At 67.1% G+C, this 24,361-nt stretch carries 21 protein-coding genes and 1 tRNA gene; 14 read left to right on the top strand and 8 right to left on the bottom strand.

Annotated features, from left to right (window positions below; all coding sequences use genetic code 11):
* Positions 1 to 653 precede the first annotated feature (653 nt).
* Positions 654 to 830 carry a hypothetical protein gene (locus KME78_RS48325; protein WP_219536731.1) on the top strand — a complete coding sequence of 59 codons (177 nt, stop codon included), beginning with the start codon at positions 654 to 656 and terminating at the stop codon, positions 828 to 830.
* Positions 831 to 1,207: 377 nt separating this feature from the next.
* Here the strand turns inward: KME78_RS48325 and KME78_RS48320 are convergent, their stop codons facing one another.
* From KME78_RS48320 to rpmH, 8 genes are all read right to left on the bottom strand, one after another.
* Positions 1,208 to 2,170, bottom strand: coding sequence for a ParB/RepB/Spo0J family partition protein (locus KME78_RS48320; protein ID WP_219536730.1), 963 nt, complete (start codon positions 2,168 to 2,170; stop codon positions 1,208 to 1,210).
* Between the two features lie 1,313 nt (positions 2,171 to 3,483).
* On the bottom strand, positions 3,484 to 4,419 hold the full coding sequence (locus KME78_RS48315; protein WP_219536729.1) for a ParA family protein: 936 nt from the start codon (positions 4,417 to 4,419) through the stop codon (positions 3,484 to 3,486).
* 137 nt (positions 4,420 to 4,556) lie between these two features.
* Positions 4,557 to 5,258 (bottom strand): 16S rRNA (guanine(527)-N(7))-methyltransferase RsmG, encoded by a 702-nt coding sequence (gene rsmG / locus KME78_RS48310; RefSeq protein ID WP_372455106.1) that lies wholly within the window; start codon positions 5,256 to 5,258, stop codon positions 4,557 to 4,559.
* 271 nt (positions 5,259 to 5,529) lie between these two features.
* On the bottom strand, positions 5,530 to 6,018 hold the full coding sequence (locus tag KME78_RS48305; protein ID WP_219536728.1) for a Jag family protein: 489 nt from the start codon (positions 6,016 to 6,018) through the stop codon (positions 5,530 to 5,532).
* A 20-nt stretch (positions 6,019 to 6,038) separates the two neighbouring features.
* Positions 6,039 to 6,995 carry a membrane protein insertase YidC gene (yidC, locus tag KME78_RS48300; RefSeq protein WP_219536727.1) on the bottom strand — a complete coding sequence of 319 codons (957 nt, stop codon included), beginning with the start codon at positions 6,993 to 6,995 and terminating at the stop codon, positions 6,039 to 6,041.
* 4 nt (positions 6,996 to 6,999) lie between these two features.
* Positions 7,000 to 7,257: a membrane protein insertion efficiency factor YidD gene (yidD, locus tag KME78_RS48295; RefSeq protein ID WP_246653492.1), complete on the bottom strand. Its 258-nt coding sequence runs from the start codon at positions 7,255 to 7,257 to the stop codon at positions 7,000 to 7,002.
* A 17-nt stretch (positions 7,258 to 7,274) separates the two neighbouring features.
* Positions 7,275 to 7,640: a ribonuclease P protein component gene (gene rnpA, locus KME78_RS48290; RefSeq protein ID WP_281429083.1), complete on the bottom strand. Its 366-nt coding sequence runs from the start codon at positions 7,638 to 7,640 to the stop codon at positions 7,275 to 7,277.
* A 59-nt stretch (positions 7,641 to 7,699) separates the two neighbouring features.
* Positions 7,700 to 7,837, bottom strand: a complete 138-nt coding sequence (gene rpmH / locus KME78_RS48285) for a 50S ribosomal protein L34 (protein ID WP_093172456.1) — start codon at positions 7,835 to 7,837, stop codon at positions 7,700 to 7,702.
* 585 nt (positions 7,838 to 8,422) lie between these two features.
* Here rpmH and dnaA point away from each other — a divergent pair.
* From dnaA to KME78_RS48220, 13 genes are all read left to right on the top strand, one after another.
* Positions 8,423 to 9,994, top strand: coding sequence for a chromosomal replication initiator protein DnaA (gene dnaA / locus KME78_RS48280; RefSeq protein WP_219536725.1), 1,572 nt, complete (start codon positions 8,423 to 8,425; stop codon positions 9,992 to 9,994).
* A 522-nt stretch (positions 9,995 to 10,516) separates the two neighbouring features.
* Complete coding sequence (gene dnaN, locus KME78_RS48275) at positions 10,517 to 11,656, top strand: DNA polymerase III subunit beta (RefSeq protein WP_219536736.1); 1,140 nt, start codon at positions 10,517 to 10,519, stop codon at positions 11,654 to 11,656.
* 48 nt (positions 11,657 to 11,704) lie between these two features.
* Positions 11,705 to 12,643 carry a phosphogluconate dehydrogenase (NAD(+)-dependent, decarboxylating) gene (gene gnd / locus KME78_RS48270; protein WP_219536724.1) on the top strand — a complete coding sequence of 313 codons (939 nt, stop codon included), beginning with the start codon at positions 11,705 to 11,707 and terminating at the stop codon, positions 12,641 to 12,643.
* Between the two features lie 71 nt (positions 12,644 to 12,714).
* On the top strand, positions 12,715 to 13,947 hold the full coding sequence (gene recF, locus KME78_RS48265) for a DNA replication/repair protein RecF (protein ID WP_219536723.1): 1,233 nt from the start codon (positions 12,715 to 12,717) through the stop codon (positions 13,945 to 13,947).
* Positions 13,937 to 14,434 carry a DciA family protein gene (locus KME78_RS48260; protein ID WP_308127408.1) on the top strand — a complete coding sequence of 166 codons (498 nt, stop codon included), beginning with the start codon at positions 13,937 to 13,939 and terminating at the stop codon, positions 14,432 to 14,434. Before recF ends, KME78_RS48260 begins: the two co-directional genes overlap by 11 nt.
* Positions 14,435 to 14,755: 321 nt before the next feature.
* Complete coding sequence (gene gyrB, locus KME78_RS48255; protein ID WP_219536722.1) at positions 14,756 to 16,699, top strand: DNA topoisomerase (ATP-hydrolyzing) subunit B; 1,944 nt, start codon at positions 14,756 to 14,758, stop codon at positions 16,697 to 16,699.
* A gap of 34 nt (positions 16,700 to 16,733) precedes the next feature.
* On the top strand, positions 16,734 to 19,241 hold the full coding sequence (gyrA, locus tag KME78_RS48250) for a DNA gyrase subunit A (RefSeq protein ID WP_219536721.1): 2,508 nt from the start codon (positions 16,734 to 16,736) through the stop codon (positions 19,239 to 19,241).
* Between the two features lie 309 nt (positions 19,242 to 19,550).
* Complete coding sequence (locus KME78_RS68265) at positions 19,551 to 19,970, top strand: DUF3566 domain-containing protein (RefSeq protein ID WP_372455105.1); 420 nt, start codon at positions 19,551 to 19,553, stop codon at positions 19,968 to 19,970.
* A gap of 146 nt (positions 19,971 to 20,116) precedes the next feature.
* Positions 20,117 to 20,193: transfer RNA gene (locus KME78_RS48240), tRNA-Ile, on the top strand.
* 208 nt (positions 20,194 to 20,401) lie between these two features.
* On the top strand, positions 20,402 to 20,908 hold the full coding sequence (locus tag KME78_RS48235) for a hypothetical protein (protein ID WP_219536719.1): 507 nt from the start codon (positions 20,402 to 20,404) through the stop codon (positions 20,906 to 20,908).
* Between the two features lie 361 nt (positions 20,909 to 21,269).
* The gene (locus tag KME78_RS48230) at positions 21,270 to 22,316 is read left to right on the top strand and encodes a ketoacyl-ACP synthase III family protein (RefSeq protein WP_246653473.1); all 1,047 of its coding nucleotides are present in this window, start codon (positions 21,270 to 21,272) and stop codon (positions 22,314 to 22,316) included.
* Between the two features lie 237 nt (positions 22,317 to 22,553).
* The gene (locus tag KME78_RS48225; protein ID WP_219536718.1) at positions 22,554 to 22,991 is read left to right on the top strand and encodes an RrF2 family transcriptional regulator; all 438 of its coding nucleotides are present in this window, start codon (positions 22,554 to 22,556) and stop codon (positions 22,989 to 22,991) included.
* Positions 22,992 to 23,100: 109 nt separating this feature from the next.
* Positions 23,101 to 24,291 carry a globin domain-containing protein gene (locus tag KME78_RS48220; RefSeq protein ID WP_219536717.1) on the top strand — a complete coding sequence of 397 codons (1,191 nt, stop codon included), beginning with the start codon at positions 23,101 to 23,103 and terminating at the stop codon, positions 24,289 to 24,291.
* Positions 24,292 to 24,361 lie beyond the last annotated feature (70 nt).

The raw sequence follows: 24,361 nt of genomic DNA, 5'->3' as shown, positions 1-24,361 counted from the left end.
ATCTGCCGTGCCAGCCACTGCGCGGGCGTCACACTGTTGTCTGCGGCATCGCCGGATCTCCTTCGATCTTGATCTTGCTACTCGAAGGATCACGCGATGGCCGTCGTCATTTCACGACGCCACGCTTGTGGCCAGGTCAAACTCGTACACCACTCCCGTGGACGCAACCTCGCTCCTTGGCGCTCACCTCCGTCATGTTCGGAGCAATCACGCTTCGAGCCCTGAACACAACTCAGTCACGCCGCGACCCTCGACCAAGGCCCTCCCTTCGCGCTGCCCCGGCTCGCCTTCTGCCGCGCCCCCTCGCGCCGCGCCCCCTCGCGCCGCACCGCATCTCGTCGCGCCTCGTCACGTCGCGCCGAGCACCGCCTCATCAGGTCCCCGCCGCGCCCTGTCGCATCTCGTCGCGTCTCGCTCCGCCGCGCCTTGCCTCGTCATTTCCCGCCGCGCTCCGCCACCCCTCCTCGCCCCTCGCTCCTCGCCCCCTCGTCTCTCGCCCTTCCTCGCCTGCCCGCCCTCCCCGCTCCGTCGCGCCTCGCCATTTCCCGCCACGCCCCCGTTTCACCGCACCGCGCCCTGCCTCACCAACCTGAGCCCACCCCGCTCGGAAGCGTTACGCCTCGAGCCCCGGTGCACTCAGCCACCACCGCTCCGTGCCGAACCTCTCCGCGCTCATCGCCCTGCACACTCACTCCGCCCTGAAGTTCCGCGATACCCGCCATGCGATGAAGCGTTCGCGCGACCTCCCTCGTTCGCCGTTCGTGACTGCCCTTGTGGTTGGTCGTGCAGCGCTGGCCGGCGACCCGGCGACCGGCGCCTGGCACGAATGAGGCACGGCGTTTGGAAGGCGCCGCATACATAGGTGGCCTAGAAGCGAAGCGCGGCGCGAGAAGCGCGACAAAAGGGAGGCAGTGCGGCCGACGCGCTCCGGGCGGCGACGCGGTCCGGGTGGCGGTTCGGTCCGGGCGGCGGTTCGGTCCGGTAGTGAGAAGCGCGGCGCGGCACCGAAGTCGGAGAGGTGCGGCGGAAAGGGCGGCGGCGGAAGGAGGTGGAGCGGTGGGGGTGATGTGGTGGCGCTCATCAGGCGCGGCAGTGCTGGCGGAGACGGAGAGGAGCTAGGAGTGTTTCACGTGAAACACGGGCTACCTGGCGAACAGCCCTAGGTGGCGGGGAGTTTGCTGGGCGATGGTTTCACGTGAAACAGGGGTCAGTCTTCGGTCTCTTTCATGGCGCGTACGGCCTCGGGGGCCATGGTGCCGATGATGCGTTCAAGGTCGTCGATCGTCGCGAACTCCACCACGATGCGTCCCTTACGGCGACCGAGGTCGACCTTCACCTTGGTCTCGAAGTGGTCGGAGAGGCGGTCTGCGAGGTGGACGAGGCCGGGTGCCGACGGCTTGTTGGGCTGGCGTTCGCGGGCGGCCTTGGGGGCCGCTTTTGAGCTGCCGAGGGAGACGATCTCTTCGACGGCTCTGACCGAGAGGAGTTCGGCGACGATTCGCTTGGCCAGTTTGATCTGTTCTTCGGGGCTGTCGAGGCTGAGGAGGGCGCGGGCATGCCCGGCGCTGACAGTGCCGGCGGCGACGCGGAGCTGAACCTCCGGTGGGAGGTTGAGCAGGCGCAGGGTGTTGGTGATGTGGGAACGGGAGCGGCCGACCTTCTGGGCGAGCTGTTCGTGTGTCGCCCGGAAGTCGTCGAGAAGCTGCTGATATGCGGCGGCTTCTTCCAAGGCGTTGAGTTGCTCGCGCTGGAGGTTTTCGATCAGGGCGTCTCTGAGGAGTTCGTCGTCCTGGGTGTTGCGGACGATCGCGGGGATCGGGTCGAGCTCGGCCAGTTGGCAGGCGCGCCAGCGGCGCTCTCCCATGATGAGCTCGTACTGGCCTCCGCCCACGGAGCGTACGACGATTGGTTGGAGAAGGCCGACTTCGCGGATGGACGCGGACAGTTCCTTGAGGCGGTCGTCGTCGAAGACGTCGCGGGGCTGGCGTGGGTTGGGAATGATCGCGCTGAGGGCGATCTCCCGGAAGTAGGCTCCGGCAATTGGCCTCGGGCCAGTGGGCTCCCCCGTCGCTCCATTCGCGGGGGCGACTGTCCCCGTGCCGTCAACGATGGGACCGGTCGGGATGAGTGCCCCGAGCCCCTTGCCCAATCCCCGCCGCTGCTGACTCACTGCGTCTCCTCATCCACCGGGCCGATTCCGGTCACTCCAGGAGAGGTTACCGTCGTCAACGCAACGGGGTGCCCGCTCGCCACGCGCGGTTCCTCCGGAATTACCCCGCCACATGCTCACGCGTACACATCCGACCAGGCATGCCCTCCGCAGGCCTACCCAATGAGTGTCACCGCGGAGACGACTGTTCAAAAGGATCCCGCCCGGGCGTAGTTGGAGTGATGTGGGGTTCGGGACGTGGATTCCGTGATCGTATTGTTCGTGTGTCCGTGGGTCCGGCGCGTCCCCGTGTTCGGCGTGTCCGTGGGTCCGGCGCATCCCCGTGCTCGGCGGGTCCGGCATGTCCGCGGGTACGGCAAGTCCGCGGGCTCGGCGTGTCCGCGGGTACGCGGGTCTGTGCGTGTGTGTGCTGCGCTTCATTAAGCGCCGTGCGTCCTTGGGCCTGTCGACGCCTTGCCACGAGCGTGATGAGGCGCCCCATGAGTGTGCGTGCGCCACGAATATGCCTGACCGCTCCCGCTAGTGGGCCACACGCTCGACGCGCGTGCAGTGCGTGCCCCAGGGCGTCGCGAGTACCTCCAGACCACTGGCGGGCGCTTCGCGAACGTGCCGAGGGCATCCGCCGGAGGACGGCGGGAGGCGTGGACGCGTCTTGGGCCCAACCGGGACACCCGAGGTGGCTCAGACACTCCGAATTGTCGTGGGTGAAGGAAGGCCATGTGTGAAGGAAGTGGCGTGGTCGGCGGGGATCAAGCGCCGTAGCGGACGTGGGCGATCGACACGGGGCAGGCGTGTTCGATGATGCCAAGCCGGCCGCCGATGGTGACATGCCAGTGATGACACGCTAATGACGGCACACCGGTAGGACTGCCAGCGGGACCGCCCGCAGAAGCGGTCCGAGGTCCGTCCGCGAAAGGCGGACCCGTAGGCCGTGCTCCGGTAGGCCGTGCTGCGGTGGACGGTCTGGAAGCCGTTCAGTGGAAGGAAGGCGGTCCGGTAGCTCCGTGGAAGGCGGTCCATGGAACACGAGCCGTCGGTCGGCCGTGCGGCAGTCCGTAGGGCGCCTGTGGCGAGGAAACAGTCAGTTTGGGTTGTCGTCTTTGAGCGGGCGGGTTCGGGGAGTCGGCTGTGAGAAACGTGCTGGGGGCCATTTGTGACGGCCGTCCGGGAAAAGAGCAAACGGCCATCCGGGAGCGGCCGGTGCACGGAAGCAGCCCGTAGGCCCCGTCTGTCGAAACAAGAGCCGACTGCCGCACCCTGTCCTACGAGGTTCGTCCGGCCGTACGAGATCAGCCGAACGGCACGACGGAAGGTCAGGCGATGGCGCGGTGGGCTATTTCTCGGGCGGCGTCCATGTAGGCCATGGCGCCACTGGAGCCGGGGTCGTACGTCATGACCGACTGACCGTAGCTGGGGGCCTCCGAAAGGCGGACGCTGCGTGGGATGACCGTGCTGAGGACGGTCTCTCCGAAGTGGGCGCGGACCTCGTCGGCGACCTGGGACGCGAGCCGGGTGCGGCCGTCGTACATGGTGAGGACGATCGTCGACAGGCTGAGCGTGGGGTTCAGGTGTGCCTTGATGAGGTCGACATTCCGGAGGAGCTGGCCCAGGCCTTCCAGCGCGTAGTACTCGCACTGGATGGGGATCATGACCTCCTCGGCGGCGACCAGGGCGTTGACGGTCAGGAGGCCGAGCGATGGCGGGCAGTCGATGATGATGTAGTCGAGCTCGATCGCTTCGAAGGCCGTCAGCGCTCGCCGGAGGCGGGCTTCACGGGCGACGAGTGAGACGAGCTCGATCTCGGCGCCGGCGAGGTCGATGGTGGCGGGCGCGCAGTAGAGGCCCGGCATGTCCGGCACTTCCTTGACGATGTCGGCCATCGGCAGGTCGTCGACGAGCACCTGATAGACGTCCGGAACATCGCCACGGTGCTCGGTGGCCAGCGCCGTCGAGGCGTTGCCCTGGGGGTCGAGGTCGACGACGAGTACGCGCTGGCCGTGCATGGAGAGTGCGGCGGCGATGTTGACCGAGGTCGTGGTCTTGCCGACGCCGCCCTTCTGGTTCGCCACGGCGATCACCCGGCACTTGGGCGGCCTGGGCCAGGCGCCGTCGCCTCCCCCGGGCGCTTGGCCTGACTGGGCTGCGGCCGTTTGGGTGGCAGATGTTTCACGTGAAACCACTGAGCTGAGCGCCTCTCGTACCAACGGCGAATCACCGGGGTTTAGGGGGGTCTGGGTCACGTTGGCCATCCTTTCAACCAGTGGCAGGCCAGTGCCAGGAATTGGCTGTCGCGACACGCCTATTTCGGGCCAGCCAACCCCGCTGGGACTCTCGGACAGAGGGCTGTCCGGCCAGCCAAGACCGCTTGACGCGATGGGCATGACCGTCACCTCCTTTGTCGCCGCCTACCGGACACCGGCGCACGACCCGCTACCACCCGAACCAATGTTGCAGGCGGCTCGACCTTACCGCGCCCGACGGTCACAAGCTCGGCTGTCCTCGCCCCACAGGCCCGCAATTGGGGCTCCGCCTCGGCAAGTTCTTCCGCGGCGCGCTCCCCCTTCATGGCAATCAACTCGCCGCCTTCGCGAAGGAGTGGCATGGCCCATTTCAGCAGCCGGTCAAGTGGCGCGACCGCACGGGCGCTGGCGACGTCGAACTCACGTTTGCCTGCCAATTCTTCCGCGCGGCCGCGCAACACCTCGACGTTGTCCAGTTCGAGCGCTTTGACGCACTCCTCCAGGAAGACGGTACGGCGAAGCAGCGGCTCCAGCAGGGTCACCGTGATGTCCTGCCGGACGATCGCCAGCACGAGGCCCGGCAGACCGGCGCCCGAGCCGATGTCGACCAGCCGCACCTCCTGCGGGACGGCCTCGGCGACGACGGCGCAGTTGAGCAGGTGGCGATCCCAGATCCGTGAGACCTCGCGCGGGCCCAGCAGCCCGCGTACCACCCCGGGGCCGGCCAGGAGCTCGGCGAACGCCTGTGCGCGGTCCCAGGCATCGCCCGTGAAGACGTCTCGCGCCACAGCGGGCGGGGACGGCAGCTCACGCGCTTCGTCGGGCGGAGGCGGCAGCTCATCGGTCACTGGTTGGTGGCCCTTCCTTGGGGGGTTGTGGGCGGGTGGCGCGCCGGGCGGTGGTCTCTACCCAAGGCTAGGCGTGCGATCACTTTGGCAGACTAGCGGGGCAGCCTGAATGAGGTTCGCGCGCCACACTCAGCACACTCTGCGGCTCGAGTCCCCACTTGTACGGTGGTGCCCCACCCGCCGAAAGCGACCCCCGTACACGGACCGGCCGCCATCCCCCGAGTGCGGGGACGGCGGCCGGTCAGCGAGCCTACGCGCGAAGCGCGGCGGGTCAGGCCGGGAGTACCACCACGTACCGGTGTGGTTCCTCCCCCTCGGACTCGCTGCGGAGCCCGGCGGCCGCCACCGCGTCATGGACGATCTTGCGCTCGAAGGGGGTCATGGCGTGCAGCGCCTTGGGCTCCCCCTTCTCCTTGACCTCGTTGGCGATCTCGGTGCCGAGCTTGGTGAGCTCGGTGCGCCGCCGCTCCCGGTAACCGGCGACGTCGAGCATCAGCCGGGACCGCTCCCCCGTCTGCCGGTGGACGGCCAGGCGGGTCAGCTCCTGGAGCGCCTCCAGAACCTCGCCCTCGGGCCCGACAAGGCCGGTGCCCTTGAGGCCGACGACCGACACCAGCGCACGGTCGCCTTCGACGTCCATGTCGATGTCGCCGTCGATGTCGGCGATATCCAGGAGACCCTCGACGTAGTCTGCCGCGATCTCGCCTTCCTGCTCGAGCGCGTTGAGATCAGGAGCCTTCTCCTGCTCGGCCTCGGTCATGGCCGGCCTCTCCTTCGTGTTCACGACTTCTTGCTGCCGGTGCGCTTGCTGCGGGACTGGCGACTGGGCTGCTGCCGAATGATCTTAGGCTCCGGTGGCGCGGGAGGCACGTCCTCTTCCGGAGTGGCGGCGGGCTTGCGGAACTTGGTGAGCAGGCCGGGCTTCGGCTCAACCGGAACCGGGTTGCCCTTGGCGTCGAACTGCGGCATCGGGTGCCGGCTGTAGAACCAGTGCTGCTGGCCGAGCGTCCACAGGTTCGTGGTGACCCAGTACATGATCAGGCCCAGCGGGAAGTTGAGGCTGAAGAAGGCGAACAGCGGAGAGATGTACATCAGGATCTTCTGCTGCTGCGCCATGGGGTTGTCCGGCATCTGGGCCATCGAGCGCGTGACGCTCTGCCGGACGGTGAGGAACGTGGTCAGCGAGCTGATCGCCACGAACACACCCAGCACGATCTTCGTCGTGACGACGGTGGCCCCGAAACCCTCGACCTGGGCCTGCGACATCCAGAAGCTGGCCGGGAGCGGCGCGCCGAAGATGTGCGCGGATCGGGCGCTGTCGACGAGCTGCTGCGTCATGCCGTAGACCGGGCGGCCGTCGGCCATGGCCCGCAGCACGGTGAACATCGAGATGAAGATGGGGAACTGCGCGACCACGGGCAGACAGCCACCGAGCGGATTGGCGCCCGCTCCCTGGTAGAGCGCCATGACTTCCTGGTTCATGCGCTGCTTGTCGTTCTTGTAACGCTTGCGGAGCTCCGCCACCTTGGGGGCGAGTTCCTGCATCTTTTTCGACGAGCGCATCTGCTTCAGGAAGAGCGGGAAGATCAGAACCCGCATGAACACGGTCAGCGTGACGATGGTCAGGGCCCAGGTCAGCCCGCTGTCCGGGTTGAGGAATGTGCTATATCCCTGATGGATCCAGATGATGACATGGGCTACGGCTTCATAGAGCCAGCTCAGCCAGGACAGCTCCACCGAGCTATCTCCCTTGCGTTTCGTGGGACCGAACCGGGCGTGGGGGCACCGGGTCTATACCTCCGGGATGGAATGGGTGGCACCGCCCGATGCGCCGGACAGTCAGCCATGTGCCGCGCAATGCACCATGTACGGCTATCGCCTCGAGCCCGTAAGCACTGCACGACGGATAGAAACGACAGCGCGGACCGAGCATCGGGCTGATGAAGGCCCGGTAGAACCGGATCGGGATGATCAACGCCCGAGCGGCGAGGCTCGGCATCCCTTGCGGCTGCTCGGTCATCTGTGTCCATCCATCGCGGACTCGCGCCGCCTGAGCAAACGATCCAACGCGAGATCGAGCTCGGCGGCTAGGTGCTCGTATCGCGCTGACGCGGCCGGTGGATTGGCGCGTACCACCAGCAGGCTACCTCGCGGGAGCCGGTCGAGACGGTCCCGCATCAGGTGTCGGAGCCGTCGCTTGACCTTGTTCCTGACGGCGGCGCCGCCGACGGCTCGGCTCACCACGAAACCAACCAGAGGCGTCGAATCCCCAGAAATGCCGAGATGCACTACAAGAGTGGGACGACCCGCGCGCTTGCCACGCTTGACGGCCGCCTCGAACTCCTCCCCGCGTCGCATGCGGGAATGACGGGAAAGCACCATATACGCCTATCGCCCGCCGGCGGACTTCACCGGCGGGCGGACTATCGGACGCGAGTCGATCAGGCCGACAGCGTTTCGCGGCCCTTACGGCGGCGAGCGGCCAGGATGGCGCGACCGGCCCGGGTGCGCATCCGCAGCCGGAAGCCGTGGGTCTTCGCGCGGCGACGGTTGTTCGGCTGGAAAGTACGCTTGCTCACGGGTGGGCTCCAGGCTTGAAGGTGCGCCGCAAGGGCGCTGATACACACATGGCTGGCTTGCCAAGAGAGCGAGGGCACGCGAAATAGCCGTCGCGTGACAAGCCGACCATGGCACGTTACGGGGCAAGCATGCCTCAGGTCAAACTGGCGACCGGCCCCAACGAGTTATCCACTAATCCACATGCGGGTTTTCCACCGCCCCGGCCGCGTCCACAGTATGTGGGTCCAGGTGCCACTAGGCTGTGGACAACGCTTGAACACAGCTGTGCACAGGGCTAGTGTCGGCCCTTCCCGGAGCCGCTCAGGGCCTGTGCACAACCTGTGGATCCCCTGTGGATGATCTGGGTGTCCAGCTCGGACACCACGCTGTGGACGAAGGCGCCGGCCGCCCCACGGGGCGGGAGCTCCATGTGGATAACCGACTGCGGTGGACAACCGGCCACGGCGCACCGACAACCTAGACGTACGTGCGCGAATCAACCAGCAGCTCAATCAGCGACAGGCCGCAGCGGACCGATGGCCGCGGCGGATAAGCGGTGGACGATCGATCGCGGGGGGCCGCGAGAGGAAGGAGGGGTACCGCACATGAACGGTGTCGACCTCGGCACGGTATGGCAGAGGGCCCTGAGCAACTTCCTCAACGAGAACGTCCCCATACAGCAGCGCACCTGGCTGTCCATGGTGCGCCCGATCGCCCTGGCCAACGACACGATCGTGCTGGGCGTCCCCAACGACTTCCTGAAGGACCTCATCGAGGGCAAGCTGCGTTCCCTCGTGGCCCACGCGCTCTCCCAGGAGCTCGGCCGGGCCATGCGCCTGGCCGTGATGATCGACACGACGGCCCCCGAGCAGCAGATGCCGGACCTTCATCCACAGCCTGTGGCTCAAAATTATCCCCAGGGCCCGGATCAGCAGCCACGTTATGCACAGCCCCCATCGGTGCAGCACTACCAGGCTTCCGAGCCTCCGCAGTTCTATTCTCCACAGCCGGACGCGGCCCAGATATCCACCGAATATCCACAGCCCACGTTCTCTTTTGAACAGGCGCAGTCCCCTGTGGAGAAACTGCCGGAGCCGACGCAGAACCGCTGGGAAGCGAAGAGCAACAAGCCCAGCGAACCCGCCCGGCTCAACCAGAAGTACACCTTCGAGACATTCGTCATCGGGGCCAGCAACCGATTCGCCCACGCGGCCGCGGTGGCCGTAGCCGAATCCCCCGCAAAGGCGTACAACCCACTCTTCATTTACGGCGACTCCGGCCTGGGGAAGACCCACCTCCTGCACGCGATCGGGCATTACGCCCAGAGCCTGTACGACGGCGCGCGGGTGAGGTACGTGAGCTCGGAGGAGTTCACCAACGACTTCATCAACAGCATCCGCGACCACAAGGCCGACGGCTTCCGCGGCCGCTACCGGGCGATCGACATCCTGCTCGTGGACGACATCCAGTTCCTGGAGGGCAAGGAGCAGACGCAGGAGGAGTTCTTCCACACGTTCAACACCCTCCACAACGCCAACAAGCAGATCGTGATCTCCAGCGACCGGGCGCCGAAGCAGCTGATCACGCTGGAGGACCGGCTGCGCAACCGGTTCGAGTGGGGCCTGATCACCGACGTCCAGCCCCCTGAGCTGGAGACTCGCATCGCGATCCTCCGGAAGAAGGCCATCCAGGAGGGCCTGGCCGCGCCGCCCGAGGTCCTGGAGTACATCGCCAGCCGCATCTCCACCAACATCCGCGAGCTGGAGGGCGCCCTGATCAGGGTGACCGCGTTCGCCAGCCTCAACAGGCAGGGTGTGGACCTCCAGCTGGCCGAGGTGGTGCTGAAGGACCTGATCACCTCCGACGGCGGGGGCGAGATCACGATCGCCACGATCATGGCCAAGACCGCCGAATACTTCGGCATCAGCATCGACGACCTGTGCGGCAGCTCGCGCAGCAGGGCTCTGGTCAACGCCCGGCAGATCGCGATGTACCTCGTTCGGGAGCTGACGGAGCTGTCGCTGCCGAAGATCGGGCAGCAGTTCGGCGGCCGCGATCACACGACCGTCATGCACGCCGAGCGCAAGATCCGCTCGCTCATCGCGGAGCGCAGGTCGATGTACAACCAGGTCAACGAGCTAACAATGCGTATCAAACAGACGTCGCGTGGATCCTGACCGTCATGCACAGCCTGTGGATAACACTGTGGATCAGGGGAAACGCCGGAACGCGGCGGCCGTACGTCCTATCTTCGCCAGAAAAATCCCGCACAGAGCCTGGGGATAAATCTGGGGACATCCTGAGGACAACTTGGGGACGACCTGTTGATGACTTGTGGACGGCCTGTGCACAGTCTTTTGAGGGGTCGCCGCGAGGCCGTTTACCCCGTGGACAACCTGTGGAAACCTCGTGGATAGCCGGTGGATGAACGCACCATGATCTGGGGACGAGCTGTGGGCAACGAACGTTCATCCCCAGGCAGCGAAGTTTCCCCCAGGCTCCACCCACATCCTCAGTGGATGACGCCACGCACATTGACCTGCGGAAACGCTGGTTGTCCACACTATCCACACCCCCTAGTGTGAAGACCACCTATCTCTCTAACTAAGAAACTCAAGACCCATAGAGGGGTTCTCCCGGAACTCAGGTGCGGGAGAGGCGACACTTGGGTCAACGACGAAATCAGGAGGCTGATGACCGTGATGTTCCGAATCGAGCGAGACGTCCTCGCTGAGGCGGTGGCATGGACGGCACGCAGCCTCCCCGCGCGGCCGTCGGTGCCCGTCCTCGCGGGCATGCGCATGGAGGTCACCGAGGACCAGCAGCTGAAGCTGTCGGGCTTCGACTACGAGGTCTCCGCGGAGGTGACGCTCGAACTCCACACCGGTGAGGCCGGCGTCGTCCTGGTCTCCGGCAAGCTGCTCGCCGAGATCACCCGCGCGCTTCCCGCACAGCCTGTGGACTTCGTCGTGGAGGGAGCCAAGGCGGTCGTCACGTGTGGCAGCGCCCGGTTCACCCTGTTGACCATGCCTGTGGAGGACTACCCGTCGCTCCCGGCCATGCCGCCGGCCGCCGGCCGGGTGGGCAGCGACGTCTTCGCCTCCGCCGTCGGCCAGGTCGCCGTCGCCGCCGGCCGGGACGACACGCTGCCCATGCTCACCGGCGTACGGATGGAGATCGAGGGCGACACCGTCACCCTCGCCGCCACCGACCGCTACCGCCTGGCCGTACGCGAACTGAAGTGGCAGCCGGACCAGCCCGACTTCGCGGCGATCGCGATGATCCCCGGCAAGACACTCGCCGACTCGGCCAAGGCGCTCGGCGCGACCGGCGCCGAGGTGGAGATCGCGCTCAGCTCGGCGGGCGGCACCGGAGAGGGCATGATCGGCTTCTCCAGCGCCGGACGGCGGACCACCACGCGGCTGCTCGACCCGGAGTTCCCCAAGTACCGCTCGCTGCTGCCGACGGAGTTCTCGGCGCGCGCGGACTTGTCCACAGCCTCGTTCGTCGAGGCGGTCAAGCGCGTGGCGCTGGTCGCCGAGCGCAACACGCCGGTACGCCTGGCGTTCAAGAGCGGCGAGGTCGTGCTGGAGGCGGGCAGCGGCGACGAGGCGCAGGCCGTCGAGGCGCTGCCTGTGGATTACGAGGGCGAGGAGATGAACATCGCCTTCAACCACCAGTTCCTGCTGGAGGGCCTGGGCGCGATCGACTCCGACGTCGCCCGGCTGCAGATGACCACGTCCACCAAACCCGCCATCCTCACCGGCGGCAAGCCTGTGGATGACGGCGGGGTTCCGGACTACCGCTACCTGATCATGCCGATCCGCCTGTCGAGCTGAAAATCCCATCGGGGATTATTGAGCTCTGACTAGGGGAGTTGGTACATCATGCAGATCGGGATGGTCGGACTTGGCAAGATGGGCGGCAACATGGCCGAAAGGCTGCGCCGCGGGGGTCACGAGGTGGTCGGCTACGACCACCATCGGGAGGCCAGTGACGTCGGCAGCCTGAAAGAGCTGGTCGACAGGCTGGAGACCCCGCGCGCGGTCTGGGTCATGGTCCCGGCCGGCGCGCCCACCCAGCAGACGGTCGACGAGCTCGGCAAGCTCCTCTCCGAGGGCGACGTCGTCATCGACGGCGGTAATTCCCACTATGTGGATGACCAGAAGCACGCCGCCGAGCTGGCCGAGAAGGGCATCCGCTTCGTCGACTGCGGCGTGAGCGGTGGCGTCTGGGGCCTGCAGAACGGCTACGCGCTGATGTGCGGCGGCGACGACAGCGTCGTCCAGCACATGATGCCGATCTTCGAGACGCTCAAGCCGGAAGGCGAGGACGGCTTCGTCCACGCGGGCGCCGTCGGGGCGGGCCACTTCGCCAAGATGGTCCACAACGGCATCGAGTACGGCATGATGCAGTCCTTCGCCGAGGGCTGGGAGCTCCTGGAAGCCTCCGACATCGTCACGGACGTCAAGGGCTGCTTCAGCAGCTGGCGCACCGGCACCGTGATCCGCTCCTGGCTGCTCGACCTGCTGGTTCGGGCGCTCGACAGCGATGAGCACCTCGAGGAGCTGCGCGGTTACGCACAGGACTCCGGCGAGGGCCGGTGGACCGTCCAGGCGGCGGTGGACCACGCCGTGCCGCTGCCGGTGATCACCGCCGCGCTGTACGCCAGGTTCGCCTCGCGCCAGGAGGACCCGCCCGCGATGAAGGTCGTGGCCGCGCTGCGCAACCAGTTCGGCGGCCACGCGATCGCCTCGGCGGAGGGCTCGGTGGGCATGGGCGCCGACTCCCCCGGCGCCGACGTGACACCGCCGAAGGTGCGGTGATCCCCCACCGGTTTTCCACAGGCGCAAGCCGGTGACCCCAGTGACGGGCGCGGCGCACTAACCTTCTTGGGGTGCACGTCGCCCACCTGTCGCTGACCGACTTCCGGTCCTACGCATCCGTGGAGCTCGGCCTGGAGCCGGGCGTCACGGCGTTCGTGGGACCCAACGGCCAGGGCAAGACCAACCTGGTCGAAGCCCTCGGCTACGTCGCGACGCACTCCAGTCACCGGGTGGCCTCCGACGCGCCACTCGTACGGCAGGGCGCGAGCAGGGCGATCGTGCGCTGCGCCATCCAGCGGGACGACCGGCGCGCGCTGGTCGAGCTGGAGATCAATCCGGGGCGGGCCAACCGCGCGCGGCTCAACCGCTCCCCCGTGTCCAGGCCGCGTGACGTCATCGGCCTGCTGCGCACGGTGCTGTTCGCCCCCGAGGATCTGTCGATGGTCAAGGGCGACCCCTCCGAGCGGCGGCGTTTCCTCGATGAGCTGCTGGTGAGCCGCACCCCGCGGTTCGCCGGCGTACGCGCCGACTACGACCGGGTGCTGAAGCAGCGAGGGGCGCTGCTCCGTGCGGCCTCGCAGGCCCGCAGAGGGGCCAGGAGCGCCCGAAGGGCCGAGAGTGACACCGGATTCTCGGCGGCGGGCGCCGGCGACGTCCTGAGCACTCTGGAGGTCTGGGACGCGCATCTGGCGCGGCACGGCGCGGAGCTGCTTCAGGCGCGGCTCGATCTCATCGACGCGCTGCGTCCGCTGGTCGCCGGAGCCTATGCCGCGCTGGCCCCCACGAGCGCCCCCGCGACCCTGGCCTATCGCAGTACTTTGTCCACAGGCACCGACGCGGCTGAGGATGAAATCCCCGGTGAGACGGGATCTTCCGATACACAGACGTTATCCACAGACTTGGGGAAAACCCTTGAACAACGGCTCCGCGAGCGGCTATTGGAGGTCCGCGCGGCCGAGCTGGAGCGGGGTGTCACGCTCGTCGGCCCGCACCGCGACGACCTGATCCTCGGCCTCGGCGAGCTGCCCGCGCGCGGCTACGCGAGTCACGGGGAGTCGTGGTCGTTCGCCCTGGCGCTGCGGCTGGCCGCCTACGACCTGCTCCGCGCCGAGGGCGGCGACCCGGTGCTGATTCTCGACGACGTCTTCGCCGAGCTCGACAGCCAGCGCAGACGCCGTCTGTCCGAGATCGTCGCCCCCGCCGAGCAGGTGCTCATCACCGCGGCGGTGGCCGACGACGTGCCCGCCGAGTTGATCGGATCCAGGTTCGATGTCGCCGAGGGGAGCGTGACGCGTGTCCGCTGAGGACAACCCCACCACCAGGGGCGCCGCGATGGCCAGGGAGAAGCTCGCCCAGGCCAAGGCCGACGCCGCCAAGCGCGGCCAGCTCCCCCGCCGCGCGCCCAGACGCAAGGCGGGCCCGAGCAGGGACGCCGGCGATCCACAGCTTTTCGGACGCGCGATCATGGACTTGCTCGCCGAGCGGGGCTGGGAGCGGTCGGCGGCCGTCGGCGGGGTGTTCGGCCGGTGGCCCGACATCGTCGGTCCCGATCTGGCTGCGCACACCAAACCGGACTCGTTCGAGGACGGTGAGGTGCTGATCATCGCCGACTCCACCGCGTGGGCGACCCAGGTGCGCCTGCTCGCGCGCACTCTCGTACGCCGGCTCAACGAGGAGCTCGGCCACGGGACGGTCACGAAGGTGAAGGTCAGAGGCCCGCAGAACGCACCGCGCACGTCCGGTGGGCTCAGAGTGACCGGCAGCAAGGGTCCCGGAGACACGTACGGCTGAGCCATATCGGCGAGAAAACCCATCAGAGAGCCGCAGGCGCGATGACCCCCCTTCCTGTGGGGGGATGCTTGAAGCGGGGGAAATCGAGCGACAGGCCGTTACAGGCGCGTTCAATGCCACCTTGGGCCCTCAGAGCCGGTAGAATGAAACTGGATTCCGGACACGTCCGTTTGCGTGTCACCCCCGGCACGTATACGGCGCCGATTCCCCCGGGTGACCATCGCAACGGGGCACTCACGACGGTGACGGGCACGGCAGGGGCAGCAAGCTTGGCAAGTGTCGCCTCCCCAGCCGCGTGTCCGCGGCAGGAGGATTTGGCACTTGTCCTACGACGCTAGCTCAATCACCGTACTCGAAGGGCTTGAGGCGGTTCGCAAGCGCCCGGGTATGTATATCGGCTCGACCGGTGAGCGCGGTCTGCATCACCTGGTCTACGAGATCGTCGACAACGCGGTGGACGAGGCCCTCGCGGGTCACGCCGACCGCATCGACGTCACACTGCTCGCCGACAACGGCGTGCGGGTCATCGACAACGGCCGTGGCATCCCGACCGGTATCCACCCGGTCGAGAAGCGTTCCGCCGTCGAGGTCGTACTGACGACCCTGCACGCCGGCGGCAAGTTCGACAGCAAGTCGTACGCCGTCTCCGGCGGTCTGCACGGCGTCGGCTCGGCCGTGGTCAACGCGCTGTCCACCGCCTTGGAGGTGGAGGTCAAGCAGAACGGCCACATCTGGCGGCAGCGCTACGAGCACTCCAAGCCGACCGCGCCCCTGGCACAGGACGGGGAGACCGCCGAGACCGGCACCACGATCACCTTCTGGGCCGACGAGGACATCTTCGAGACCACCACCTGGAACTTCGAGACGCTCTCGCGGCGCTTCCAGGAGATGGCCTTCCTCAACAAGGGCCTCACGATCGTGCTGCGCGACGAGCGCCCCGACCACGTCAACGGCGAGGCCGTGAAGGTCGAATACTGCTACCAGGGCGGTCTGTCCGACTTCGTGACGCACCTCAACTCCAAGAAGGAGGCCGCGCACGCGTCGGTCATCGACTTCGAGGAGCACGGCGACGGCGTCTCCGTCGAGATCGCCATGCAGTGGAACAACTCCTACAGCGAGTCCGTCTACACCTTCGCCAACACCATCAACACGGCTGAGGGCGGCACCCATGAGGAGGGCTTCCGCGCGGCGCTGACGTCGATCGTCAACCGCTACGCGCGCGAGCAGAAGTTCCTCAAGGAGGGCAAGGACGACAACCTCTCCGGCGAGGACGTCCGCGAGGGCCTGACCGCGATCGTCTCGATCAAGCTGGCCGACCCGCAGTTCGAGGGGCAGACCAAGACGAAGCTCGGCAACACCGAGGCCAAGTCGTTCGTCCAGAAGGCCTGCAACGACCATCTGCGCGCCTGGTTCGAGCGCAATCCCGGCGAGGCCAAGGACATCATCAACAAGTCGCTGCAGGCCGCCAGGGCCCGCCTCGCGGCTCGCCAGGCGCGCGACCTCACGCGGCGCAAGTCGCTGCTGGAGTCGGGCAGCGGCCTGCCGGGCAAGCTGGCCGACTGCCAGTGGAACGACCCGGACAAGTGCGAGCTGTTCATCGTCGAGGGCAACTCGGCCGGCGGCTCGGCCAAGGGCGGCCGCGACTCCCGATTCCAGGCCATCCTGCCGATCCGCGGCAAGATCCTCAACGTCGAGAAGGCCCGGGTCGACAAGGTCCTGCAGAACACCGAGGTCCTGTCGCTGATCACGGCCATGGGCACCGGCGTGCACGACGAGTTCGACATCAGCAAGCTGCGCTACAACAAGCTGATCCTGATGGCCGACGCCGACGTCGACGGCCAGCACATCACCACGCTGCTGCTGACCCTGCTGTTCAGGTTCATGCGCCCGCTGATCGAGGGCGGTCACGTCTACCTGTCGCAGCCGCCCCTGTACAAGATCAAGTGGGACCGCAAGGGCGACGACGCTTCCTACGCCTACTCCGACCGCGAGCGCGACGCGATCATCGAGGACGGCATCAGCCGCGGCAAGCGCGACCCCCGCGCCCACGACGGCGTCCAGCGGTTCAAGGGTCTCGGCGAGATGAACGCCAACCAGCTGTGGGAAACCACCATGAACCCTGACAGCCGCATCCTCCTGCAGGCCACGCTCGACGATGCCGCCCAGGCCGACGAGATGTTCAGCGTGCTCATGGGTGAGGACGTCGAGGCGCGCAGGGCCTTCATCATCCGCAACGCGCGCGATGTCCGTTTCCTAGACGTGTAGCGCTCGGCCGTACAGTAGAAAAGGATCTTCACACGTGACGGAAGTGAACACTCCGCCTCCACCGTCTTCGGACCGCATCGAACCGGTCGACATCCAGACCGAGATGCAGCGCAGCTACATGGACTACGCGATGTCGGTCATCGTCTCGCGTGCCCTGCCGGACGTGCGTGACGGTCTCAAGCCGGTGCACCGCCGCGTGCTCTACGCGATGTACGACGGCGGCTACCGCCCTGACCGCGGTTACTTCAAGTGCTCGCGCGTCGTCGGTGACGTCATGGGTTCCTACCACCCCCACGGCGACACCTCGATCTACGACGCCCTCGTCCGGCTGGCGCAGCCATGGTCGCTGCGCCATCCGCTGGTCGACGGGCAGGGCAACTTCGGCTCTCCGGGCAACGACGCGCCCGCGGCGATGCGCTACACCGAGTGCAAGCTCGCGCCCATCGCCATGGAGATGCTGCGCGACATCGACAAGGACACCGTCGACTTCCAGCCCAACTACGACGGCCGCTCGCAGGAGCCCGTCGTACTCCCGGCGCGCTTCCCCAACCTGCTGGTCAACGGCTCGGGTGGCATCGCGGTCGGCATGGCGACCAACATCCCGCCGCACAACCTGCGCGAGGTGGCCGAGGCCGTCAAGTGGGCGCTGGAAAACCCCGAGGCCACCGACGAGGAGCTGCTCGAGGCGGCCATCGCCCGGGTGAAGGGCCCCGACTTCCCGACCAAGGCCCTGATCGTCGGCCGCCGGGGCATCGAGGACGCCTACCGCACCGGCCGCGGCTCGATCACGATGCGAGCCGTCGTCGAGGTCGAGGAGGACAACAAGGGCCGCCAAGCCCTCGTCATCACCGAACTCCCCTACCAGGTCAACCCGGACAACCTCTCCTACAAGATCGCTGAGCTGGTCAAGCAGGGCAAGGTCACCGGCATCGCCGACGTCCGCGAGGAGTCGTCGTCCCGGGTCGGCCAGCGGCTGGTCATCGTGCTCAAGCGCGACGCCGTCGCCAAGGTCGTCCTGAACAACCTGTACAAGCACACCCAGCTCCAGGACACCTTCGGCGCCAACATGCTGGCCCTGGTCGACGGGGTGCCGCGTACGCTGCGGCTCGACCAGTTCATCACGTACTACGTGGCGCACCAGATCGAGGTCATCGTCCGCCGGACGCGCTACCTCCTGCGCAAGGCCGAGGAGCGGGCCCACATCCTGCGCGCGCTGCTCAAGGCGCTCGACCGGATGGACGAGGTCATCGCGCTGATCAGGCGCTCGCCGTCGGCCGCGGAGGCCCAGGGCGGCCTGATGACGCTGCTGGACATCGACGAGATCCAGGCCCAGGCCATCCTCGACATGCAGCTGCGCAAGCTCGCCGCACTGGAGCGCCAGGCGATCCAGGACGAGTACGACGCGCTGATGACGGCGATCGCCGACTACCAGGACATCCTGGGCTCGGAGTCGCGGCAGCGGCAGATCGTCGGTGACGAGCTGACCGAGATCGTCGCCCGCTTCGGCAACGACCGGCAGACCGAGATCGTCGCGTACGACGGCGACATGTCGATCGAAGACCTCATCGCCGAGGAAGAGATCGTCGTCACCATCACCCGCGGCGGCTACGCCAAGCGCACCCGTACCGACCTTTACCGGGCGCAGAAGCGTGGCGGCAAGGGCGTCAGGGGCGCGCAACTGCGCCAGGACGACATCGTCGACCACTTCTTCGTGACGACGACCCATCATTGGTTGCTGTTCTTCACGAACAAAGGCCGCGTTTACCGCGTCAAAGCGTACGAACTGCCCGACGCCGCGCGTGACGCGCGGGGCATGCACCTGGCGAACCTGCTGGCAATGCAGCCCGACGAGACCGTTATGGAGGTCCTCGACCTGCGTGACTACGACGTCGCTCCCTACCTCGTCCTGGCCACCCGCAGTGGTCTGGTGAAGAAGACTCGCCTGTCCGAGTACGACTCCCCCAGGTCCGGCGGTCTGATCGCGATCAACATCCGCGACGACGACGAGGTCATCGGGGCTCGCCTGGTCTCCGAGGAGGACGATCTGCTGCTCGTCTCCAAGGGCGCGCAGTCCGTCCGGTTCACCGCCTCGGACGAGGCGCTGCGCCCGATGGGCCGGGCGACGAGCGGCGTTATCGGCATGAGGTTCCTGGAGGGTGACGAACTTCTCGCCATGAATAGAATTGCCGATGGTCAACATGTGCTTATCGCGACCAAGGCTGGGTACGCAAAGCGGACACCCGTCGAGCAGTATCCAGTTCAAGGACGTGGCGGTAGGGGCGTGCTGACTGCGAAAATCGTCAGTTCCCGTGGCAAGCTGGTCGGAGCAGTCATGGTCAACCCAGAGGATGAGGTCTTCGCGATCACGTCCGCCGGCGGGGTGATCCGGACGAGTGCCGGCGAGATCAAGCAGTCCGGCCGCCAGACCATGGGAGTGCGTTTGATGAATCTCGCTGAAGGCGACAGCGTGGTGGCCCTCGCCCGGAACGCGGAGTCCATGGAGACTTCGGTGGAGAGTGAGGAAGACGGGGGAGGAGAGTAGGTCATGAGCGCCCAGGGTGGTGGCTCCGCCAGGACCAAGGCGGCCCGGGACAACGGCCAGCAGCCGAAGAAGCCCAACGAAACCGAGATCCTTGACGCGGTCGACGAGAAGGCCACGCCTCCGCAAGGAGTCACGCCTCCACAGGGACCCGCGCCTTCACAGGGTCCTGCGCCTGCGCAAGGTTCTGCGCCTGCGCAGGGACCGGTGTTGCCGCTCACGGGTCAGCCAGGAGGGGAGCAGCAGTCGGAGGGCAACGAGACGGTCCGACTGCGTCCGTCGCTCACCTCCGAGGCCCCTCCGCTTGTCGAGATGCCTAAGAAGAAGTCCTCCAACTCCTCGGGGGCCCGTCTCCCCCGTAAGGCCCATTTGGTGCTGCGTCGCGTCGAGCCGTGGTCGGCCATGAAGTTCAGCTTCGTGGTCTCCCTCGTCTGTTTCGTGGTGCTGTTCGTGGCGGTGGCCGTGCTGTACGGCGTGCTGTCTGGCTTGGGCGTTTTTGACTCCCTGGTGGACCTGGTCAACCAGCTCGGCAAGGGGGAGCAGGGGCAAAACTCGATCCCGATCGACATCGCCTCCTGGTTCGAGCCGGTCCGCATCCTCGGCTACACCGCCCTCATCGGCGCGGTGAACGTGGTGCTCATCACGGCACTGTCCACGCTGGGGGCGGTCATCTACAACGTCGCCTCCGATCTGGTGGGCGGCGTCGAGGTGACGTTCAGCGAGGCCGAGTAGCTTTCCGGTTTATGGCATTCTGAGCTCGCGTCGCCGCCGATCTTTCGGGGGCGGCGCGAGCAACGCGGGAGAGGCGGTAAGCTTTTCCTCGTCCGAACAACTGGTTCGCCTTCCCTTGTGGGGATGCGATACCGTTCGTGGTGCGCGGGGCTATAGCTCAGACGGTTAGAGCGCTTCCCTGATAAGGAAGAGGTCCCAGGTTCAAGTCCTGGTAGCCCCACCAACGAAAGCCTCGAAGCGATCAAGCTTCGGGGCTTCTTTGCTGCAACGGCCCTGCTTGAACTTGGATCGCGTCCAGGGGCAGGGCGCGCGGGCCGGGTGCCGCTACGCGGTCTCGCTGGATGGTTGTGCACGGCCGCTGTCGCACCCGCAACCTGGCCGGTGCATCACCGCGGTGGAGGCAGGCTCGTACCATCTGCACAATGGTCGCCATGGACGAGAACGTAGCGGACGAAGCGTGGTGGAGGCGGCAAGCTGCCGCACAAGGGGAATGGTGGAGGAAACGGGCTGCGGGACAGCAGGAGGAGACCCTCCGGCAGAACAACCTGATGTACGGCGGCTTGATCGCTATCGGAGTCGTCTTGGTGCAGCCGTTCCTGACCCCGGGAGGCGCTGCCCTTGATCTGTCCGCCCAGATCTGCGTGGTCGCTTTCTCCTTGGCCATCCCGCTCTTGTCTGCTCTCATCATGTTGAACCGGCACGAAACCTATCGTCGGCGCATGACGAGTTCCGTTGTCGTGCTGGTGGCGCAGCAGGCTGCGCTCGGACTCGGGTATGTCGGGGTGGTCGCCGGTTTCTGGCACATCATGACGATCGCCGGGATCGCGATCCTGGTTGGCACGATCTTGGGTCTGGCCGTTCATTCCGCGGGTTATGTGCGGGTGGAGGAAGACGACGCCCAAGCCACACCAGGTGCGGAGCAACCACCTCCACTGTGAAGCCGGTGTGCTTCTGGCCGGTGGCCGGAACCTGGTTTTGGGACATGGATGGGCTGCTTTCCGGCGTGCGGTCGTCGGCTCCGCTTCAGTACGCCGATGATCAACGGCGGTGAAGATTATGCATGGTTCGACCGAAGAATGACACCACTAGTCATGGATAATTCATTCGATTAGCATCGGCCCGACCGCCCCCGGACATATCCGTCACGTTCAGGTTGCGAGGGCCTGCCGTACGTATCGCCGGTCTGTGCTTGGCAACCTGACAGCTCTTCCAGCAGGCTCGCTTTTCCCTAGCAGTGGGTTATTCGTTCCACCACGCCCCGCGCCGCGGCATGCCGCGCTGCTTCAGCAAGGAGGACGGTTGCACACACCTGACATTTACCTGCGCAGTATCGGCGTTCATCTGCCGCCGGTGGTCAGCATCGAGACGGCGGTAGCGGAGGGCCGTTATCCGGCCGACGACGTGGAGTACTTCCGGCTCGGCGGTGCGGCGGTAGCCGGCGACGTACCGGCTCCGGAGCTGGCGCTACGTGCGGCGCGGCACGCGTTCGAGCGCTCGGGCGGGATGTCGCCGCGTGAGCTGGACGTCATGCTGTACGCCGATGTCTGGCATCAGGGGCCGGAGGGCTGGCAGCCGCAGTACTACCTGCAGCAGCACCTGGTCGGCGGCGACGTCCTGTCCGTCGAGGTGCGGCAGGGGTGCTGCGGGCTGTTCAGCGCGCTGCAGCTTGCCGCCGGCTACCTGCGGCCGGGTGGCGCGGCGCTACTGGTCGGTGCCGACAATCATGGCACCCCGATGGTCGACCGGTGGCGCATGATCGAGGGCAACGTGGTAGGTGACGCCGGGTGCGCGCTGCTGCTCACTACGGACACGGGCTTCGCGCAGGTGCGGTCGGTCAACGTGGTCGTGCTGCCGGAGGCCGAGTCGGTCAACGACGGTGGTGTGCCGCTGTTCCCGCCGGACGCGACCGTGGGGCGGCCGCTCGACTTCGCCTCCCGTCACCGAGGGTTCCGCAACCGGCTGCTGGCCGGCGACGGTGCCGGTGTCATGCTGTCGATCCAGTCGACGCTGATGGGGCTGGTCGAGCGCACGCTCAAGGAGGCGGGGATCACGCTCGACGAGGTGGCGCGCGTCGCCTTCCCGCACGGGCGCTGGGACAACCTGGAGGAGCGGCTGAGCTGGCTGGGGCTGACCATGGCCGACACCACCTGGGAGTACGGTGCCGGGATCGGGCATCTCGGGGTCAGTGACCAGTTCGTCGCCCTGGACCACCTGCTGGCCGGCGGGGAGCTGGCTGCCGGCGACTACGTGCTGCTCGTGGGGGTGGGTGCCGGCAAGACCTTGGCCTGCGCCGTCCTGCGGATCCTCGACATCCCGGGGGAGTACGCCTCCGACGGGGCCGCCTGAGCGCGTGCGCTACGACGATGTGCTCGGTTCCCTTCGAACGGCCTACGACGGCAGCGGCAAGCAGCCGTGGAAGCCGGCTGAGCGGGCAGCGTTCCTGAGCCGGGTGCAGGAAGGCGGCTGTTGGAGATCGGTGCCGGGACCGGCCAGGACAGGAGGGTCGGATGAACTTCGGTTTCAGTCTCTGACGCTGCGTGCTGGCGTGCACGAGCGCTGCCTGGAAGCGCCTACCGTATGCACATGCGCCTGACCGCCTTCACCGACATCTCGCTACGTGTCGTGATGCGGCTGGCCGTGGCGCGCCAGGATGAGCTGCTGACCACTCGTAAGGTGGCCGAGATGCTCGTCGTGCCGTACACCCACGCGGCCAAGGCAGTGGCCCGACTGAGTGAGCTGGGTCTTGTGGAGACCCGACGCGGGCGTGGTGGCGGGTTGCAGATCACCGAGGCGGGGCGCCGGGCGCCGGTCGGCGCCATCGTACGCAGTCTGGAGTCGGACGGCGACGTGGTGGGGTGCGAGGACGACCCGCCCTGTCCGCTGCGGGCGGCCTGCCGGCTGCGTACGGCGCTGCGCCAGGCGCAGGAGGCCTTCTACGCCTCGCTCGACACGGTCACGGTCGCTTCGCTGGTGGCGTCGCCGACCGGTCCGACGCTGTTGTCGCTCACCGCGCCTGAGTAGTGCCCGACCGCCCCCGGTGGAGGGGCGATCTGCGCGTCGTTTAATATGTATTTAAGATTCATATTATAGCGGCGCCGGGTCTTGCGCTGCCCTTGACCAGGAGGTTCACATGCTGTCCGCAGAAACCGCCGCGATCGTCCGCGATACCCTGCCCGTCGTCGGTGCGTCGCTCGACACGATCACCGCGCGGTTCTACGAGACGATGTTCGCCGATCGGCCCGAGCTGCTCGACGGGCTGTTCAACCGCGGCAACCAGCACAGCGGTGAGCAGCGCAAGGCTCTGGCGGGTTCGATCGCCGCCTTCGCCGGGGCGCTGCTGGAGCACCCCGATGTGCGGCCCGACGCGTTGCTCGCCCGTATCGCGCACAAGCACGCGGCGGTCGGCGTCACCGATGACCAGTACGTCATCGTGCACAAGTATCTCTTCGGCGCGATCGTGGAGGTGCTCGGCGACGCGGTGACCCCAGAGGTCGCGGCGGCCTGGGACGAGGTCTACTGGCTGATGGCTGGTGCCCTGATCTCCCTGGAGGCCCGGATCTACGCCGAGGCGGGGGCGCGTGACGGCAGCACCTGGAGGTCCTGGCAGGTCGTCGAGCGGCGCGAGGAGACGGCGGACGCGATGTCGCTGGTGCTGCGGCCCGTGGGGGACGAACCCGCCCCGCCCGCGCGGCCCGGCCAGTACGTCAGCGTCCGGATGCCGATGCCCGACGGTGTGCACCAGCTCCGTCAGTACACGCTGTCGGGTTGCGGCCAAGACGGACTTCGCCGAATCACCGTCAAGCGGGTGCGCGGCGGCGACACCCCCGAGGGTGAGGTCTCCGCACTGCTGCACGCCACCGTCAAGGAAGGCGACGAGCTGACTCTGTCGGCGTCCTTCGGCGACGTGTCGCTCGACGACGGTGATGCGCCCCTCGTGCTCGTCTCCGCCGGCATCGGCTGCACGCCCATCACCGCGATGCTGCAGCACCTGGCCGAGACCGGGTCCTCGCGGCGGGTCCTGCTCGTGCACGCCGACCGCGCCAAGTCCGACCACGCGCTCCGGCAGGACATGGTGAGACTGGCCGACGCGCTGCCCGGTGGCGAGCGGATCTTCTGGTACGAGGACGGCGGCTGCGGCTGCGCCCGCACCGGCCGCATGGACCTGGCCGATGTCGAGATCCCCGAAGGCTCGGTCGTCTACATGTGCGGCCCGCTGCCGTTCATGCGTGACGCGCGTGCCCAGCTCATCGGGGCAGGAGTCGCGCCGCGCGACATCCACTACGAGGTGTTCGGGCCCGACCTGTGGCTGGCCGCCGCCTGAGCCGAGCGGGACAGGGAAGTCACCGGTTGAAGCGGTGATGAATATTGCACGCATCAGAGTCACCCGTCAA

The organism is Nonomuraea guangzhouensis (assembly GCF_019396345.1).
Taxonomy (GTDB): domain Bacteria; phylum Actinomycetota; class Actinomycetes; order Streptosporangiales; family Streptosporangiaceae; genus Nonomuraea; species Nonomuraea guangzhouensis.
The sequence above is the reverse complement of the archived record's forward strand: the minus strand, read 5'-3'. Positions and strand labels throughout refer to the sequence as shown.